This is a genomic window from Paraburkholderia sp. RL17-368-BIF-A (genome assembly GCF_046054045.1).
Taxonomy (GTDB): Bacteria; Pseudomonadota; Gammaproteobacteria; order Burkholderiales; family Burkholderiaceae; genus Paraburkholderia; species Paraburkholderia graminis.
Window position 1 is genome coordinate 519,941 of sequence record NZ_JARESN010000003.1, and the last position, 16,722, is coordinate 536,662.

The window sequence follows — 16,722 nt, forward strand, 5'->3', positions numbered from 1 at the left end:
ACGATTCTACGACGCGCGAAGGCAGCGGCTCAAGTGCAGGCATTCCCGAGTGTCTGGAGTGGTTACGGGGGTCGTTTGTGCAGAGTTTGGGATTTTCAGACAAGCCTGCCTCCGCAAACACCGCTTCTACAGGTTTCGTTCGGTCGTGATCCCCTGCCGATCCGTTCCCTGATTGGTGCCGGGCCGGCAACGCCATGTGTCTCCATGCATGCCTACCGCAGCAGGCAGGGCCCGCCTATGATCGTGATGTGATTCAACGAGCGTAGCGCGTGCTCAGGGCAGGGAACCGTCCCTGATCTTTCCTCAACTGCATTCGAACCCGAATGGGGTGTCGAATGATCGATAAAGGACAGCAATCATGAAAATCGTCGTGATCGGAGGCACCGGCCTGATCGGCTCGAAGGCTGTCGCCATTCTGCGCGAGAACGGCCACGAGGTCGTCGCTGCGTCGCCCAGAAGCGGTATCAACAGCATCACCGGAGAGGGACTCAACGAAGCGGTGGCCGGCGCGCAGGTGGTGATCGACCTCGCCAATTCACCGTCGTTCGAAGACAAGGCCGTGCTGGAGTTCTTCGAGGTTTCCACCCGCAACCTTCTCGCGGCTGAGGCAGCGGCGGGCGTCCAGCATCATGTCGCGCTCTCCATCGTCGGAATCGAGCGGACGCCGGAGAACGGCTATTTCCGCGCCAAGGTCGCGCAGGAAAAGCTGATCGTGAAATCCGGCATCCCCTACACCGTGATCCGCTCGACGCAGTTCCTGGAGTTCCTCGGCGGCATCGCCGAGTCGGGTGCGGATGGAACCGTCATCAGGGTGTCGCCCGGCCTGTTTCAGCCCATCGCGGCTGACGACGTTGCCGCGATCGTGGCCGACGTGGCGCTTGCGGCGCCGCGCAACGGCATCGTCGAGATTGCCGGCCCGGAAAAAGCGCCGTTCAACGAAATCATCGCCCGCTATCTGAAGGCCGCTGGCGATCCGCGCGAGGTCGTGAGAGACCCGGAGGCCCGATACTTCGGCGGCCTGGTCGACGACCAGTCGCTGGTGCCGTTGGGCGACGCGCGCTTGGGCCGCATCGGCCTGGACGAATGGCTGCGTCACTCGCAGGCCGGAGCCTGAGAACACTATTGGCGTGCGCGTCGAATCCTGCCCGGGCGGCTCTCGCCCGGGCGCACGCATTTCAGAGCCGCCTTCATCTAACGCCTACCTGGCGGCCAGTTCCGCGCTACGATCGGTCGCCTCGTCCCGACATACTCATTCACCATCATGCGTACCATCCAGATCCTGCTTCAAACGACCATCCCGCCGAGCAGCAACGACTGGTCGATTGCGCGATTCAGCCGCCTCGCGGAATTACTGCGGACGTATCGAGATCCCGAAGGGCGCGTGGCCTTCAATGTCGTTGCTCGCGACCGCGAGCGGCTCGGGGAGCCGGACCCGATTCTTTCGCGTCTCGATGAGAGCGAGTTCGACGAGTTGTGGTTGTTTGCCGTCGACGAAGGCGACGGTCTAACCTCGGAAGATTGCGAGGGAATCACGCGATTCCGACGCGCGGGCCGCGGCCTGCTGGTCACGAGGGATCACATGGATGTGGGCAGTTCACTCTGCACGTTAGGCGGAGTGGGCAAGGCGCACCATTTTCACACGCGCAATCGGCACCCCGACCCATCGCGACATGTGGCCGACGACCCGTTCTCGACCCACATCTCGTGGCCCAATTTTCACTCGGGCAGAAACGGAGACTTCCAGGAAATCACGATCGTGGGCCCCACACATCCCGTGTTGGCGGACCCCGATTCTCCCGACGGCGCGATCCGGTTCCTGCCGGCACATCCGCATGAAGGCGCCGTCGAGGCTCCTGAGGACGAACCCGCCCGAGTGATCGCACGAGGCAAGAGCAAAGCAACGGGCAAGAGTTTCAATCTTGCAGTCGCATTCGAACCTTCGGTCCGCGGAGGTCCGGCAGTCGCGCAAAGTACCTTTCATCATTTTGCGGACTACAACTGGGATGCACGACTCGGTTGCCCGAGCTTTGTGAGCGAGCCTCCTGGAAACACGATGCAGAGCGAGCCGCAGGCGTTGCGCGACGTTCACCGCTATTCGGTCAACGTCGCGCTGTGGCTGGCTGGTGCGCTGTGAATCTGACGCGGTTTGCGCACAGTCGCACAATTGGACTATCGACGTATGACGAACGCGCTTACTTCTCCGGCACCAGAACAGGCGCGCCCTTGTCCTTCAGAAGAAGCACGATGAACTTCGCCGGTTGCGTCTGGCTCGCGTTGCGCCCGACGGTATGGACATCGTTCGGCCCTTCGTAGAAGGTCTGCCCAGGCGTAAGCGTGACTTCCTTGCCGCCCTTGACCTGCATCACAATCGATCCCTCCAGCACATAGACGAAGGCGTGCGCATGATGCCGATGAACGGGATCGACGGAACCCGGCGGATAGGTCACGGTGATCATCAGCGCTTCCTTGCCGGGATAATCGTCGAGCGCCTTTTCCATCAGCGGCGCCACGACGGCTTCGGGCGCCGCCGCACCGGCCACGCCGACATGCGCAGCCGCGACGACGAGCATGGCGATTACAGTGTTCTTTGGTGAAAACATGATGTGCCTCTCAAATAGCGCGCCCTGCCCATGCGCGACGAAGGTGGCAAGGAACGGAAGAAGTGGACGCTGTGGTGAACGCTCGCGCCTGGCGGATGCCGTGAGCGGCGATGAGCGCCACGAAGTCATCGTAGGCCGACGTGGTGTGGCGCGGTAGACCCGCGGATGGGATCACGGTGTTGTCCGGCTGGCACCAATCAGGCACAAGCAGGCGCCGGCAACACGGGAAACGTTTCGGCGGTTAGTGCGATGCTCTGTGCGGTGGTTTGTGCGGAGTTTGGGATTTAGCCGCGCCAAACGAATAGCAGTTGGCACGGCGAACCGCTGTCACAAGAGTCCTATCGACCGCCCTCTGCGTCCTTGCGATGCAAAGACTTCGCCGGTATTAACGTCTGATCTGCGAATCTTCCACAATTCGCGATGAACTTCGACCCCGGCAATCATGCGGTTGCGGGTCATGTCTTCCAGCAGATCGACCATCAGATTCGCCGGAGACGGAACGGGGAACCAGCCATTATCGGATGCCTGAAATGCATCCTGAAACGACCAGTTCCAATCTTCAATGATGTAGAGACCGCCAGGGCGAACCAATGGGAAAAGGGTCTTGAACGACGTTTTCGTCTGCTCGTAAAAGTGCGAAGCGTCGTCTACCACCAGGTCCAGTTCACCGCCGAAATCTTCGTCGACGATTTGATGGAGTTTAGCTACGTCGTCTTGCGACGTCCCGTAGTAAAGCCTGGCGCGGCCGGCATTCTTCTCGACGTATTCATCGAGCGCGGGGATGGGAGTAGTCGATAACTCGAGAGCCGAGATCTTTTCGGGCTTTAAAAGCTGATCCAGAAAGACGAAGGAGCCGCCCTGATAAACGCCTAATTCAAGTACTTTTCGGCATTCTTCCGGACGAAGCGATGTGTAGTGCCCGAGGAAGTTCTTTGCCTTCATGAGAAGGAACTCATTTCCCTCCGACTTCAATTTGCTGCCACCGTGCTCATAATTCATGCGCAAGATGTAGCCACCCATCTCGAAGTCCGTGTCGCTCTTCCAATTCAGGTTATGCATGATCGATAAGTCTCTCTCGCGGATTCTCAATTAATGAATTAATCGCCTTCGCTGCAGATGAGCATCGCTTCGACCGCACCGAAAACTCTACCACACAGGAAAGATTGTGTAAGGAGTATGGGCGAATCCGCCGCGAGGAGATGGGTGAAGTGCTGAAGTGGCGGCGGCGTCAATTGAATCGCAGACGCACGCGCCGAAAGCCCTGGTTCTCTGGTGCCGGGGACCGGACTCGAACCGGCAAGCCGTTAGGCGGCGAATTTTAAGTCCGCTATGTTTACCAATTTCATCACCCCGGCGAGGGTGGGCAAAACCGCGTGGACGCGCATTCTACCATTGGCCGCCGGGCCAACCAACGGGCTAATCAACCGCGCCAACCCGCCGCCTCACAACCCTCCACTCCCCCGCCGCGCCGAAGTCATCCCCCGGTCACAAACGTTCCCGATAATCGGCACCGAAAACGTTTACATCGAACGGACACCACCGAGCGGAAACCATGACCCCGACGATCAAGGATGTCGCTGCGCACGCGGGCTTTTCCATCGCGACGGTCTCGCGCGCGATCAACGCGCCGCACACCGTGAACTCCGTCACGCTCGACAAGGTCCGGCAGTCCATCGACGCGCTGCGCTTCCGGCCCAACCCGCTCGGACGTCAGCTGCGCGGCGAGCGCACGCGCCTGATCGGCGTGATCGTGCCGACGCTCGCGAATCCGGTGTTCGCCGAATGTCTGCAAGGCATCGACGAACTCGCGGCGGCGCACGGCTACCGGCTCATGCTGATGACCACGCAATACGACGCCGACCGCGAACGACGCGCGATCGAAACGCTGCGCGAACATCGCGTGGAAGGGTTGATCCTCACAGTCACCGACGCCGACACGCATCCGCTTCTCGACGAACTCGACCGCGACGGCCTCCTCTATGTGCTGATGCACAACGACACGGTGCGGCGTCCGTCGGTGTCCGTCGACAACCGTCTGGCCGCGTACGAAGGCGTGCGCATGCTGATCGCCCACGGCCATCGCCGCATCCTGATGCTCGCCGGCACGCTCGCCGCGTCGGACCGCGCGCGTCAACGCCACCTCGGCTATGCACAGGCGATGCAGCAAGCCGGCCTCATGCCCGCCCCCGCGCTCGAAGTCGACTTCAACGCGGACGAACTCGCGCCCTCGGTGCTCGCGCATCTGACGCACGGCGCGAATCGCCCGAGCGCGCTTTTCTGCAGCAACGATCTGCTCGCGATGGTCGTGATGCGCGGCCTGCGCCGCGCGCGTCTGCAGATTCCGCGCGATATGTCGATTCTCGGTTTCGACGGCCTCGCGATGGGCGAACTGCTGTCGCCGCCGCTCGCGAGCGTCTGCGCGCCGAACCGTGAGATCGGCTGCGCGGCGTGGCGCCGTTTGCTTGCGCGCGTCACGGGCAGCGACGAAGGCGTGGGCGATGCGCCGCTCGCGCTGACGCTGCCGCACAGTCTGCGCGAAGGCGCGACCATCGCCGCAATTTCGAACCGTAACGACACCGCCGCGCCGCAAACGAATACGCGCTTTCATCTAGCGTCCTGAATAACAACTGCCTGAAAACAGGCGATCCAACCACCCGCCATCTTTTTTCGTGAGGATAACTACAGTGATCCGCTCTCCCCTTCGACTTGCATCGCCGCCAAGCTCGCTGATGCGCCGCCTCGCGCAGTCCACGGCATTCGCTGTCGGCGCGGGCGCGCTCGCAAGCGCCGCGCTCGCCGCGCTCGCCATCATCGCGCCGCAAACGGCCCGCGCCGACGAAACCGCAATCTGCTACAACTGTCCGCCGGAATGGGCCGACTGGGCCAGCCAGATCAAGGCCATTCAGCAAAAGACCGGCATCCGCGTGCCGTTCGACAACAAGAACTCGGGCCAGTCGATTGCGCAGTTGATGGCCGAGCAGAAAAGCCCCGTCGCAGACGTCGTGTATCTCGGCGTATCGTCGGCATTCCAGGCGAAGGACAAGGGCGTGGTCGAGCCGTACAAGCCCGCGCATTGGGACGACATTCCCGCGAACCTGAAAGACCCGCAAGGCTACTGGTTCACGATTCACTCGGGCACGCTCGGCTTCTTCGTCAACAAGGACGCGCTCGAAGGCAAGCCGGTGCCGCGCTCGTGGGCCGACCTGCTCAAGCCCGAGTACAAAGGCATGATCGGCTACCTCGACCCGTCGAGCGCGTTCGTCGGCTATGCAGGCGCGGTCGCGGTGAATCAGGCGCTCGGCGGCACGCTGGATAACTTCGAGCCGGGCCTCGACTGGTTCCGCAAGCTCAAGGCCAACGCGCCGATCGTGCCGAAGCAAACGGCCTACGCGCGCGTCATGTCCGGCGAAATTCCGATTCTGCTCGACTACGATTTCGACGCCTATCGCGCGAAATATAAAGACCATGCAAACGTCGAATTCGTGATTCCGAAAGAAGGCACGATCTCCGTGCCGTATGTGATGAGCCTCGTGAAGGGCGCGCCGCACGAAGCGAACGGCAAGAAGGTGCTGGATTTCGTGCTCTCCGACGAAGGCCAGAAACTGTGGGCCGATGCGTATCTGCGTCCCGTGCGCGCGAATGCGATGAGCGCGCAAACCGCCGCGAAGTTCCTGCCGGCCAGCGACTATGCACGTGCAAAACCGGTCGACTTCGGCAAGATGGCCGAGAAGCAGGCGAGCTTCGGCGAACGCTATTTGCAGGTGATGCATTGAACGACATCACGTTCCCGCTGCGCTGGCGCATCGCATTGCTTGCGCCGGCGCTCGCGGTTTTCATCGCGTTCTGGCTGTTGCCGATGGGCGCGCTCGCGCAACTGAGCGGCGACGGCCACGCGTTCGCCACCTATCGCGCGATGCTGACGAATCCGCGCTACATGTCGAGCCTCGGCGCAACGGTCATGCTGTCGGCAGCGGTGACGGCGGCAACGCTGGTGCTTTCGGTGATCGCCGGTTTGCTGCTCGCGCGCCGCGAGTTCGCGTTCAAGCGCACGCTGCTCGCATTGCTGACGTTTCCGCTCGCGTTTCCCGGCGTCGTGGTCGGCTTCATGGTCATCATGCTCGCGGGACGGCAAGGGCTGATCGGCGCGCTTTCACTCAAGCTCACCGGCGACCGCTGGGTGTTCGCGTACTCGATGAGCGGTCTCTTTCTCGGCTACCTGTACTTCTCGATTCCGCGTGTGATCGTCACGGTGATGGCCTCGGCGACGAAGCTCGATGCGTCGCTCGAGGAAGCCGCGCGTTCGCTCGGCGCATCGCCGTGGCGCATCACGCGCGATGTCGTGTTGCCCGCGCTCTCGCCCGGTTTGATCGCGGCCGGCGCGGTGTGCTTCGCGACCGCGATGGGCGCATTCGGCACCGCCTTCACGCTCGCCACCGACATCGACGTATTGCCGATGACCATCTACACCGAGTTCACGCTCAACGCGAACATGATCACAGCGGCGGGACTTTCGATCGTGCTCGGCATCGTCACGTGGGCCGTGCTCGCATTGGCGCGCAGCGTGAGCGGTTCCGCTGTGGCGGCGAGCGCATGAGCGCCGTCGTCGAACATGACGCCGGCGAAAACGGCAAGCAGGACTTCTCCATGAATTCGATCACTGTTTCTTCAGAGGCTGCGGCCGGCAAAAAGCCGCGCTCGCGACTGCGCTTGCCCGATAGCCGAGCATGGCTCGCGGCGGGCCAGTGGCTCGTCACGCTGCTGCTGTGCGCATTTTTGATCGTGCCGGTCGTGATGTCGATTCTCGCGGGTCTCACGGTGAATTACTTCAAGGGCATCTCAAGCGGCTTCACGCTGCGCTGGCTCGGCGAGGTGTGGACCCAGTATCACGGCTCGGTGTTTCTCTCGCTCGAAGTGGCGGCGGCCACGCTCTTTATTACGCTGTTGACCGGCGTGCCTGCGGGCTACGTGCTCGCGCGCAGCAAGACGCGGCTGTCGCGCGTCATCGAAGAGTTTCTTGTGCTGCCGATCGCGCTGCCTGGGCTCGCGTCCGCGCTGGCGCTGCTCGTCGTGTATGGCGGCTTCACGATGTTTCGCATGAGCGTTGCGTTTATCGTCGTCGGGCATGTGGTGTTCACGCTGCCGTTCATGGTGCGCGCGGTCGCGGCGGTGTGTGCGAGCAGCGATCTGCGCACGCTCGAGGAAGGCGCGGCGAGTCTCGGCGCGAGCTTCATGCAGCGCTTCGTGACCATCGTACTGCCTAATGCGAGGCCGGGCATCGTGGCGGGCGCGCTCGCGGTGCTCACGCTTTCCATCGGCGAATTCAATCTGACGTGGATGCTGCACACGCCCGACACGAAGACGCTGCCGGTCGGTCTCGCCGACACCTACGCGTCGTTGCGCATTGAAATCGGCAGCGCCTACACGATTCTCTTTTTCATCATGACGATGCCGCTGCTCGTCGCAATGCAATGGCTCGGCGTCGATGCGACCGGCCAGCGCAGCGCGGCGAAAAAACGCGGCGCCGCTTCCGCTACGAAGTCCATCACGACGCCATGACACTCGCTTCTATTCCTGCTTCCATCCCTATCACGCTGACGCAATGCGCGAAAACGTTTCGCGGCACACGTGTGCTCGAACCGGTCGATTTGCGCATCGAGGCAGGCGAAACGCTCGTGCTGCTCGGGCCGTCCGGTTGCGGCAAGACGACCACGCTGCGCATGATCGCCGGACTCGAAACGCCCGACGCCGGAGGCCGCATCGCATTTGGCAACGACGACGTGACGGCCCTGCCTATCGAAAAACGCCAGGTGGGCATGGTGTTCCAGAGCTACGCGCTGTTTCCGAATCTGACGGTGCGCGGCAACATCGGCTATGGCCTGAAGATCAAACGCGTGCCTGCGGAAAACGCACGGCGACGCATCGACGAATTGCTCGCGATGATGCGTCTGACCGACCACGCCGATAAACCGATCGATCAACTGTCGGGCGGTCAGCGTCAGCGCGTCGCACTTGCTCGCGCGCTGGCCGTCGAGCCGCGCGTGCTGCTGCTCGACGAACCGCTCACCGCGCTCGACGCGCGCCTGCGCGACGCGTTGCGCAGCGAGATGAACACGCTGCTGCGCGACCTCGGCATCACGACCGTCTATGTGACGCACGATCAGGCCGAAGCGATGGAACTCGGCGACCGCATCGTCGTGATGAGCGCGGGGCGTATCGAGCAGATCGGCACGCCGCGCGACATCTACTATCGGCCTGCTAATCGTGCGGTCGCGCAATTCGTCGGCACGATCAATCGCGTTGCCGGCGAGCGGCGCGGCGGCATGCTGACGACCATCGGCGGCGCAGTGCCGCTGCCTTCGGCGCATCGGGCTCTATCGGCGCAGTCGGACTCGACGCACGAAATTTTCTTCCGTCCCGAAGACGCATTCCTCGCCGATCCCGATCACGCGCAGTTGCGCGGCCTCATCGAAAGCAGTGCGTTTCTCGGTGAGCGCACGCGCTTGACGATTAGCGGCGCCGCGCCCGATGCACTGCTTGTCGACGTCGCGGGCCGGGTCGAACTGGCGCGCGGCACGCCGGTCGGCATTTCGATCGGGCACGACGCGCTGATTGCGCTATCGTAACGAAGCCGCGCATTAAACCGCGCGCAACACAAAGGACTACCCATGCTGCTGGCTCAAATTAGCGACCTGCATATCAAGCGGCCCGGCGCGCTCGCCTATCGCCGCGTCGATACGGCCGCGCACTTCGCGCGCTGCGTCGCCGCGCTGAACGCGTTGAACCCTCGTCCGGACGTCGTCGTCATGACCGGCGACCTCGTCGATCAGGGCGAACCGCAACAGTACGAGCACCTGAAAACGCTGCTCGCGCCGCTTCAAATCCCCTACTTTCTGCTCGTCGGCAATCACGACGACCGCGCCGCGTTGCGCGCGGCGTTTCCCGATCGCGCGGAACTGCACGGCGGCGATGCGTTCGTGCAGTACGCGGCCGATGTCGGTCCGCTGCGGCTGATCGCACTCGATTCGATGGTGCCGGGTCAAAGCGCCGGTACGCTGTGCGACGCGCGGCTTTCGTGGCTCGCCGCGCAACTCGATGCGGCGAACGGCAAGCCGACGGTGGTCGCGCTGCATCATCCGCCGTTTGCTTGCGGCATCGGACATATGGATGCGTTGCGGCTCGATCCGCTCGCCGCCGACAAGCTCGCCGCATTGATCGCGCGTTATCCGAACGTGGAGCGGGTGATCTGCGGACACGTGCATCGCTCGATGTTCGTGCGCTTTGGCGGCACGATCGCTTCCGCGGTGCCGGCGCCCGCGCATCAGGTCGCGCTCGATCTTCGCGACGATGCGCCCTCGGCATTCATGATGGAGCCGCCCGCGTATGCGCTGCATCGCTACGATCCGGCGACGGGCATCGTCACGCATCATGCGTATGTCGATGCCGCCGACGGTCCGTATCCGTTTTATGAGCCGGAAGGCGCGTTGATCGACTGAATGCGTAATGTGTGTAAAGCTCAGCGGTTCACGAAGGTCTGACGCACGCGCCGCGACATGCGGAAATAAGGTATTCCCAACGCGGCCGCGACGATCGCCTGCATCAGGCCATCAAACGGAATCGCGATGTCGATGCCGATTGCGTGCGTCATGTAATCGCTCAGCAGATACGCGCCGGTTCGCATCGCGAGAATCGCGCCGAGCCACGCCTGCACGTGCCGCGGCAAGCGCGCCGATTTGCGCCACGCGAGCAGCGCGAACCATCCGATGCCCGCGACCATGAACGCGCCGATCGCCACGTCCATGCCGACCATCGCAATCACCGCGCGATACCAGCCATGCGTCGCGGCGCGAACGAACACGGCGAGCAACTCCCATTCGAGCATCATTTCGAGTGGATCGCGCAACGCGATCGCGGTGACGAACGCCCACGCGGCAAGGCAGACTAGCGCGACCAGCAGACATCCGCCGATTCGCTGCGGCGCAAGCTCAGCTTGCGCGTGACGTCGGCTCGAACACACAGTGCGTTGTTTCATCGGATCGTGCGAGGTGGGCAAGAAATGGGCAAGACGTGGGCAGAAATAGCCCGCCGATTCTACGAACCCCACCGCATCAAACCTCGCATTTTTGTCACAAACGAGCCGTGCATCCGAATGGCGGCGGGTCAGCACGATCCGACACGCTCCGGTATGATCGGCACGCTTGAGGACCGCGCATGGGCCGGTCCGCCGACCGCCCTCTCTCATGTCCACGTCCAACGCGTCCGCCCCCGCTTCCGCCGATCCATCGCTGCGCGGCCTGCTGCTTCTGCTCGCCACTATCGCCGGTGTCGCGGTCGCGAACATCTATTACAACCAGCCGCTGCTCGACAACTTCCGGCAGTCGTTTCCGGCAAGCGCGTCGTGGGTCGGCGTGGTGCCGGCCGTCACGCAGCTCGGCTACGCGGCCGGCATGCTGTTGCTCGCGCCGCTCGGTGACCGCTTCGACCGGCGTGCACTGATCCTGCTGCAAACCGCGGGCATGTGCATCGCGCTCGTCGTGGCCGCCGCCGCGCCGGCGCTGCCGGTGCTAGTTGCCGCGAGCCTCGCGATCGGCGTGCTCGCCACCATCGCGCAGCAGGCGGTGCCGTTCGCCGCCGAACTCGCGCCGCCGTCGCAGCGCGGTCATGCGGTAGGCACGGTGATGAGCGGCCTGCTGCTCGGCATTCTGCTCGCGCGAACCGCAGCGGGCTTCGTCGCGGAATACTTCGGCTGGCGCGCGGTATTCGCGGTGTCGGTGCTCGCGTTGCTCGCGCTCGCCGTGGTGATCGTGCTGCGTCTGCCGAAGAGCAAGCCGACTTCCACGCTGTCGTACGGCAAGCTGCTCGTGTCGATGTGGCATCTGGTCGTCGAACATCGCGCGTTGCGTGAAGCGTCGCTGACGGGCGCCGCGCTCTTCGCCGGATTCAGCATCTTCTGGTCGGTGCTGGCGCTGCTATTGGCCGGGCCGCCCTTTCATCTCGGACCGCAGGCGGCCGGCCTGTTCGGCATCGTCGGCGCGGCAGGCGCGCTCGCTGCGCCGCTCGCGGGCAAGTTCGCCGACCGTCGCGGACCGCGCGCGATCATCACGCTGTCCATCGTGCTGGTGGCGATTTCGTTTGTCGTGTTCGGCTTTTCCGCGAAGAGCATCGCGGGGCTCGTGATCGGCGTGATCGTGCTCGACGTGGGCGTGCAGGCCGCGCAGATTTCGAATCAGTCACGCATCTATGCGCTGAAGCCCGACGCGCGCAGCCGCGTGAATACGGTGTACATGGTCGCGTATTTCATCGGCGGAGCCCTCGGTTCCGCTGTGGGCGCCGCTGTATGGCCGGTGTTCGGATGGGTGGGCGTGAGCGTCGCGGGTCTGGTGTTCGCGGGCCTGGCCGCATGGAATCATCTGGCGCTGCAGGCTCGTACCGCAAACGATTGATTGCGCTTGTTGTTGCGCGGCGAGCGCTCAGCCGTGGCTGCGCGCGAGCGCATATTCGTGCAGCGCGTCGATCACGCGATCGAATTCGAACGACTTGTCGTAGAAGTGGCGCACGCCATACTGCTCGCAGCGCTCGCGATAGGCGGGCAGCGCGTGGTTGGTCAGCACCGCCGCGAACACCGAGTCGATCAAGCCTTCGCGCTGCAAATAAGCCAGTACGGGCACGCCTGAACCGCGTTTCAATTGCAGGTCGACGATCACCGCGTCGAACGCTTCGTCGCCAAGCAGCGCGATGGCTTCGTCGGCGGAATCGGCATACGCGGCCACTTGCAGCGAACCCGACGCGTCGATGGCTTCCACCAGGCTGCGGCGGATCAGCGGCGAATCCTCGATAAGCAGCACGCGCAACGGCGCGTGACTGGCTGATCCGGCAACGGTATTCGATTCGCTGTTCATCGGCATCTCTCGATCGTCCATTATTCGATCAGGCCGTTCTTGATCGCGTAATAAGTGAGATCGGCATTGTTCGCCAGCCGCATCTTCTCGAGCACGCGAGCCCGGTACGTGCTCACCGTTTTCACGGACAAATGCAGTTCTTCGGCAATCTGCGTGGGTATCTGCCCCGCCGCGAGCTTGCAAAAAATCTGGAACTCGCGTTCGGACAGCGCTTCGTGCGGCCGCGCCGCCGCCGGCTTGTCGAGATTGTCGGCGAGCGTGTCGGCCACCGCCTCCGATAAATAGCGATGACCTCGCGCCACCGCGCGAATCGCCCGCACGATCTCGTCCGGTTCGCAGTCCTTGTTCAGATAACCGTTCGCGCCCGCGCGCAGCAGGTTGATCGCGTACTGACTCTCCGGATAGCCGGAGAGGATCAGCACGCCCTGCTCGGGGCGCACCTGCTTGATGACGCGCAGCGTGTCGATGCCGTTTTTATCCGGCATCGCGATGTCGAGCAGCACGACGTCGAATGCCTGCTCGCGCACGAGGCTGATGGTCTCGTCGCCGGTGGCGGCTTCCGCAGCGACGCACATGTCCGGCTCGTCGGCGACGAACTGCCTGAAACCGCCTCGGACGATCGCATGATCGTCGGCTATCAACACTCGAATCATCGGCTTGGTGTCCGTACGATGGAATCGCTCCAAAGCAGACATTGTAATGACGTCGCGTGGCCGTTCGACGTTATCGGCTGTGTTGCGGCCACTACCGCCGGCCGCAAGCTCATACTGCCGCGCCGGCTGCCGCGCCCACAGCCGCGCCGAATCACTCGCGACCCTCGAGCAGATCGGCCATGTCGTCCGCATGCTCTTCCTCGACGGCGAGAATCTCTTCGAACAGACGCCGCGTCGTGACGTCCTTCTCGCCGAGATAGCGAATGATCTCGCGATAGGTGTCGATGGCAATGCGCTCGGCGACCAGGTTCTCGCGGATCATGTCCGTGAGATTCTCGCCTTCCTTGTACTCGGAATGCGCGCGCGTTTTCAGGCCGTCCGGTGCGAAGTCCGGCTCGCCGCCCAGTTGCACGATGCGCTCGGCGATGCGGTCGGCGTGCTCCTGCTCTTCTGTCGCGTGCTCGGCGAATTCGGCGGCCACCGCCTCGGAGTTGATGCCCTTCGCCATGAAGTGATGCCGTTTGTAACGCAGCGTGCAGACGATCTCCGTCGCGAGCGCGTCGTTGAGCAGCTTCAGCACGGTCTCGCGGTCGGCGCCATAACTTTGCGTGACGGGTCCGTCCGACATGTGCTTGCGGGCGTCGTCGCGAATCTTTTGAATGTCCATCACGAACGGGTCGCTCGACTGGGCGCCAGGTGTGTTCGCCATTGAGTTTCTCCTTTATCCGTATTGAGGGAATGGGCGCATCGCGGACCATGCCCGCGACGCGCCGTTAGAGTCGTGCTCAGATCTACGTTCGGAACACGCCGAGCAGCAGCGTGACCACGAACACGACCAGAAAAATATAGAACAGAATCTTCGCGATTTCGGCCGCGCCCGCCGCGATTCCGGTGAAACCGAACACGGCTGCGATGATCGCGATAACAAAAAAGACGATGGCATAGTGAAGCATGGCGACTCTCCTTCTTGTTGGTATCCGCGTGAATTCTCGTGCGCTGGCGTTGCCTCAAGCGCCGCTAAACATGCAAGCGGCGCTAATCGACAATTTTTTTCGTCACCACAAAGCCGAGCACGAGGAACACCACGCACAGAATCACAAATACGACGAACAGGAACTTCGCAATTGCCGCCGCACCCGCCGCGATGCCGGTAAAGCCAAGAAGGCCGGCGATCAAGGCAATGACGGCGAAGACCAACGCCCACTTCAGCATGATGGCTTCCTCCTGGAACGATGAATGGATCAGGGTTCATGCTATCCATCGGCGGCGGCGGGCGCATTCCGACGCACTCCGGTTTTCGTGTGAGAATCCGCTTACATTGGATTACGGCAGCGTTACGACGAGCCGATTCGCGCACGCGAGCGCTCGCGCGTTGGCGGCGGCGAACGCTACACTGATGGCTGTCCACGGAGCCGAATGTGTCGAACGTGCAGAACGTGCCTGATTTGCCGAACGCAGTCCCGCATGACGCGAAGCAGCAAGCGCAAAGCGAGGCTGGAAGTCGTGCGCAAACCGAAGCGCAATCCGAAACGCAAGCAGAAGCGCAAGCCAGTCCGCAAGCCGCTGCGCAACCGCGCCGCGCCGCCGCGCGTCTAAGCGACTGGATGCGCAGCCGAAGCTGGGCGATCGCGATGACGGTCGCAATCGTGATAACCGTCGGCGGGCTCGTCATTCTGGAGACCGCGCGCGAGCGCATCGCCGCCGAGTATGAGACCGCGCTCGAAGCCCGCGACGTCACCGTGCAACTGAGTGCACTGGCGAGCCAGCTATCGCGTTTGAGCGCGCAGCAAAGCGATTATCTTCTGACGAAGCGCGACGACGCCGCACACGCGTTTTGTGCGACGGCCGCACGCATTCGCGCTAGCGAAGAGCCGCTCGAACGCTTTTACCGCAGTCCCAAAGCGGACAGCGCCGAGCTCGCGAGCTTCACGCAGATTCGTGCGCTGATCGACGCACGCATCGGCGCGGGCGCGGCGGCGTTGCAGCGGGCCGCACCGCATCCATTGGAGCTTGGCGCGTGCGGCAGCACGAGCAGCGAGCAGGCGGTGGACCCGGCGTTCGTCGACAGCACGCTTAGCCTGCTGCGCGATAACGAAGAACGCCGCGCGCAGCATGCGCTCGCCGCGAGCCGCGCCGATCAGCGCATCTCGACGTTGTGCGCGGCGGGACTCTCGGCGCTCAACATCGTGTTGTTCATTCTGCTGTTCCGCAATCTCGGCATTCAGATCGACAGACAGGCGCGCGTGCAGCGTCAATTGATCACCCAGCAAGGCGAACTCGATCAGCTCGTCAATGAACGGACCCGCCAACTCGAGGCGCTCGGCTGGCATTTGCAGGCTGTCAGCGAAAACGAAAAGACGCAGCTTGCGCGCGAGTTGCACGACGAACTGGGCGCGATTCTGACCGCGAGCAAGATGGACGTCGCGTGGGCGAACCGCAAGCTGAAGGACAGCGCGCCCGAGATCGCCGGCAAGCTGCAGCGTGCGCTCGCCAATCTGGACCAGGGTATTGCGCTCAAGCGCCGCATCATTGAGGACATGCGGCCCACCGTGCTCGCGAACTTCGGTCTCGTGACCGCGCTGCGCACGCTCGCCGACGAAGCCGCGCAGCGCAACAACTGGACATTGAACCTGCAGCTTCCCGCAGACGATATCAAGCTCGACGAGCAAACCGAAATCGCGCTCTTTCGCGTCGCGCAGGAATCGCTGACGAACGCGGCGAAATACGCGCGCGCGTCGCAGGTGTCGATCGGTCTGCATATCGGCGAGGGGCAAGTGACGCTCGACATTGCGGATAACGGCGTGGGCATCATGCCTGCGGATTTGAAGCGCACGCACACGCATGGACTGCTCGGCATGCGTCAGCGCGTCGCCGCGCATGGCGGACGATTCGACATCCGGCGCGGCGTGCCGAACGGCACCGACATTCATGTCGTGATGCCGAGCGCGAGCACGGCCGCGCAGCCGGCCAGCGACTCGGACGCAAACCCAAGCGCGCGGCAGAGCGACTAAAAGCATCGTTGTAGGAGTGCGCCGACGCGAACACCAGAGCGCACCTACAACAAAATCGCAGCGCAGCCGACAGCGCCGCATGCGCCCTTTTTTTACCATGCAATCAGACCGGATCGACTGGCGCAAGCCACGGTCGGCAGCTAGCAGAGCCGCTAGCGGGACACGTCAACCGATACCTTCTCGACAAGGAGAACTTCCATGAATCGACTGATCGCTTTGCTCCTCATTGCAGGCACGGCCGCGCTCGCCGGCTGCAACACGATGGCAGGTGCCGGCCAGGACATCTCGAAGGGTGGCGACGCCCTCACCAATCAGGCTGAGAAGGCGAAGTAAATCGCTGTTGCTTGAAGCCCTGCGCATTTGCGGCGCAGGGTGGTTCATCGCAATGCAATGCATCATCGAGCCCGCTGCGCGGAAACCGCAGTGGGCTTTTTGTTGTGCGTGCTTGTTGAACGTGAGCTGTGCGTTGCCCGTGTTGCCAAAACAAAGCGGCGGGGCACATTGGGGGGCCCCCCCCCCCGCCGCCCAGGGCTTGGCCCGATTCCAATGGCGGGGGTGGGCG

General features: G+C 63.1%; 19 protein-coding genes and 1 tRNA gene. 11 read left to right on the forward strand and 9 right to left on the reverse strand.

The window, feature by feature from the left end; all coding sequences use genetic code 11:
* Positions 1-358 precede the first annotated feature (358 nt).
* Positions 359-1,114: an SDR family oxidoreductase gene (locus P0D87_RS08230; RefSeq protein ID WP_053858463.1), complete on the forward strand. Its 756-nt coding sequence runs from the start codon at positions 359-361 to the stop codon at positions 1,112-1,114.
* A 147-nt stretch (positions 1,115-1,261) separates the two neighbouring features.
* Positions 1,262-2,134 carry a hypothetical protein gene (locus P0D87_RS08235; protein WP_053858464.1) on the forward strand — a complete coding sequence of 291 codons (873 nt, stop codon included), beginning with the start codon at positions 1,262-1,264 and terminating at the stop codon, positions 2,132-2,134.
* A gap of 58 nt (positions 2,135-2,192) precedes the next feature.
* Here P0D87_RS08235 and P0D87_RS08240 read toward each other — a convergent pair whose 3' ends face one another.
* The 3 genes from P0D87_RS08240 to P0D87_RS08250 all read right to left on the reverse strand — a co-directional run bounded on the left by P0D87_RS08240 (position 2,193) and on the right by P0D87_RS08250 (position 3,955).
* Entirely contained in the window at positions 2,193-2,600 is a 408-nt protein-coding gene (locus P0D87_RS08240) for a cupin domain-containing protein (protein WP_029967552.1), read from the reverse strand.
* A gap of 327 nt (positions 2,601-2,927) precedes the next feature.
* Entirely contained in the window at positions 2,928-3,659 is a 732-nt protein-coding gene (locus P0D87_RS08245; RefSeq protein ID WP_053858465.1) for a class I SAM-dependent methyltransferase, read from the reverse strand.
* Between the two features lie 211 nt (positions 3,660-3,870).
* A tRNA-Leu gene (locus P0D87_RS08250) sits at positions 3,871-3,955 on the reverse strand.
* 197 nt (positions 3,956-4,152) lie between these two features.
* Between P0D87_RS08250 and P0D87_RS08255 the strand changes: the two genes are divergently transcribed.
* The 6 genes from P0D87_RS08255 (at position 4,153) to P0D87_RS08280 (ending at position 10,093) form a co-directional block, all read left to right on the forward strand.
* Complete coding sequence (locus tag P0D87_RS08255; protein WP_053858466.1) at positions 4,153-5,220, forward strand: substrate-binding domain-containing protein; 1,068 nt, start codon at positions 4,153-4,155, stop codon at positions 5,218-5,220.
* A 109-nt stretch (positions 5,221-5,329) separates the two neighbouring features.
* Entirely contained in the window at positions 5,330-6,373 is a 1,044-nt protein-coding gene (locus P0D87_RS08260; protein ID WP_149029213.1) for an ABC transporter substrate-binding protein, read from the forward strand.
* The gene (locus tag P0D87_RS08265) at positions 6,370-7,194 is read left to right on the forward strand and encodes an ABC transporter permease (protein ID WP_006052464.1); all 825 of its coding nucleotides are present in this window, start codon (positions 6,370-6,372) and stop codon (positions 7,192-7,194) included. The genes P0D87_RS08260 and P0D87_RS08265 overlap by 4 nt, the downstream gene beginning before the upstream one ends.
* A 50-nt stretch (positions 7,195-7,244) precedes the next feature.
* Positions 7,245-8,156, forward strand: coding sequence for an ABC transporter permease (locus P0D87_RS08270; protein ID WP_053859066.1), 912 nt, complete (start codon positions 7,245-7,247; stop codon positions 8,154-8,156).
* Positions 8,153-9,223: an ABC transporter ATP-binding protein gene (locus P0D87_RS08275; protein WP_053858468.1), complete on the forward strand. Its 1,071-nt coding sequence runs from the start codon at positions 8,153-8,155 to the stop codon at positions 9,221-9,223. Before P0D87_RS08270 ends, P0D87_RS08275 begins: the two co-directional genes overlap by 4 nt.
* 42 nt (positions 9,224-9,265) lie before the next feature.
* Entirely contained in the window at positions 9,266-10,093 is an 828-nt protein-coding gene (locus P0D87_RS08280; RefSeq protein WP_053858469.1) for a phosphodiesterase, read from the forward strand.
* 20 nt (positions 10,094-10,113) lie between these two features.
* Here the strand turns inward: P0D87_RS08280 and P0D87_RS08285 are convergent, their stop codons facing one another.
* Positions 10,114-10,629 carry a DUF2569 domain-containing protein gene (locus P0D87_RS08285; RefSeq protein ID WP_053858470.1) on the reverse strand — a complete coding sequence of 172 codons (516 nt, stop codon included), beginning with the start codon at positions 10,627-10,629 and terminating at the stop codon, positions 10,114-10,116.
* A 208-nt stretch (positions 10,630-10,837) separates the two neighbouring features.
* Here P0D87_RS08285 and P0D87_RS08290 point away from each other — a divergent pair, with 208 nt between their 5' ends.
* Positions 10,838-12,040, forward strand: coding sequence for an MFS transporter (locus tag P0D87_RS08290; RefSeq protein ID WP_053858471.1), 1,203 nt, complete (start codon positions 10,838-10,840; stop codon positions 12,038-12,040).
* Between the two features lie 27 nt (positions 12,041-12,067).
* On the opposite strand, the gene P0D87_RS08295 is transcribed toward P0D87_RS08290, so the two are convergent.
* From P0D87_RS08295 to P0D87_RS08315, 5 genes are all read right to left on the reverse strand, one after another.
* Entirely contained in the window at positions 12,068-12,496 is a 429-nt protein-coding gene (locus P0D87_RS08295) for a response regulator (RefSeq protein ID WP_035569834.1), read from the reverse strand.
* Positions 12,497-12,516: 20 nt separating this feature from the next.
* Positions 12,517-13,149, reverse strand: coding sequence for a response regulator (locus P0D87_RS08300; RefSeq protein ID WP_013338705.1), 633 nt, complete (start codon positions 13,147-13,149; stop codon positions 12,517-12,519).
* A gap of 151 nt (positions 13,150-13,300) precedes the next feature.
* Positions 13,301-13,858, reverse strand: coding sequence for a ferritin-like domain-containing protein (locus P0D87_RS08305; protein ID WP_006052456.1), 558 nt, complete (start codon positions 13,856-13,858; stop codon positions 13,301-13,303).
* Between the two features lie 82 nt (positions 13,859-13,940).
* Entirely contained in the window at positions 13,941-14,102 is a 162-nt protein-coding gene (locus P0D87_RS08310; RefSeq protein WP_006052455.1) for a DUF1328 domain-containing protein, read from the reverse strand.
* Between the two features lie 82 nt (positions 14,103-14,184).
* Positions 14,185-14,361: a DUF1328 domain-containing protein gene (locus tag P0D87_RS08315; RefSeq protein WP_006052454.1), complete on the reverse strand. Its 177-nt coding sequence runs from the start codon at positions 14,359-14,361 to the stop codon at positions 14,185-14,187.
* A 206-nt stretch (positions 14,362-14,567) separates the two neighbouring features.
* Here P0D87_RS08315 and P0D87_RS08320 point away from each other — a divergent pair, with 206 nt between their 5' ends.
* Together P0D87_RS08320 and P0D87_RS08325 are read left to right on the forward strand one after the other, a co-directional pair.
* On the forward strand, positions 14,568-16,160 hold the full coding sequence (locus tag P0D87_RS08320; protein WP_053858472.1) for a sensor histidine kinase: 1,593 nt from the start codon (positions 14,568-14,570) through the stop codon (positions 16,158-16,160).
* A gap of 198 nt (positions 16,161-16,358) precedes the next feature.
* Positions 16,359-16,493, forward strand: coding sequence for an entericidin A/B family lipoprotein (locus tag P0D87_RS08325; protein WP_006052452.1), 135 nt, complete (start codon positions 16,359-16,361; stop codon positions 16,491-16,493).
* The last annotated feature ends 229 nt before the right edge of the window (positions 16,494-16,722 follow it).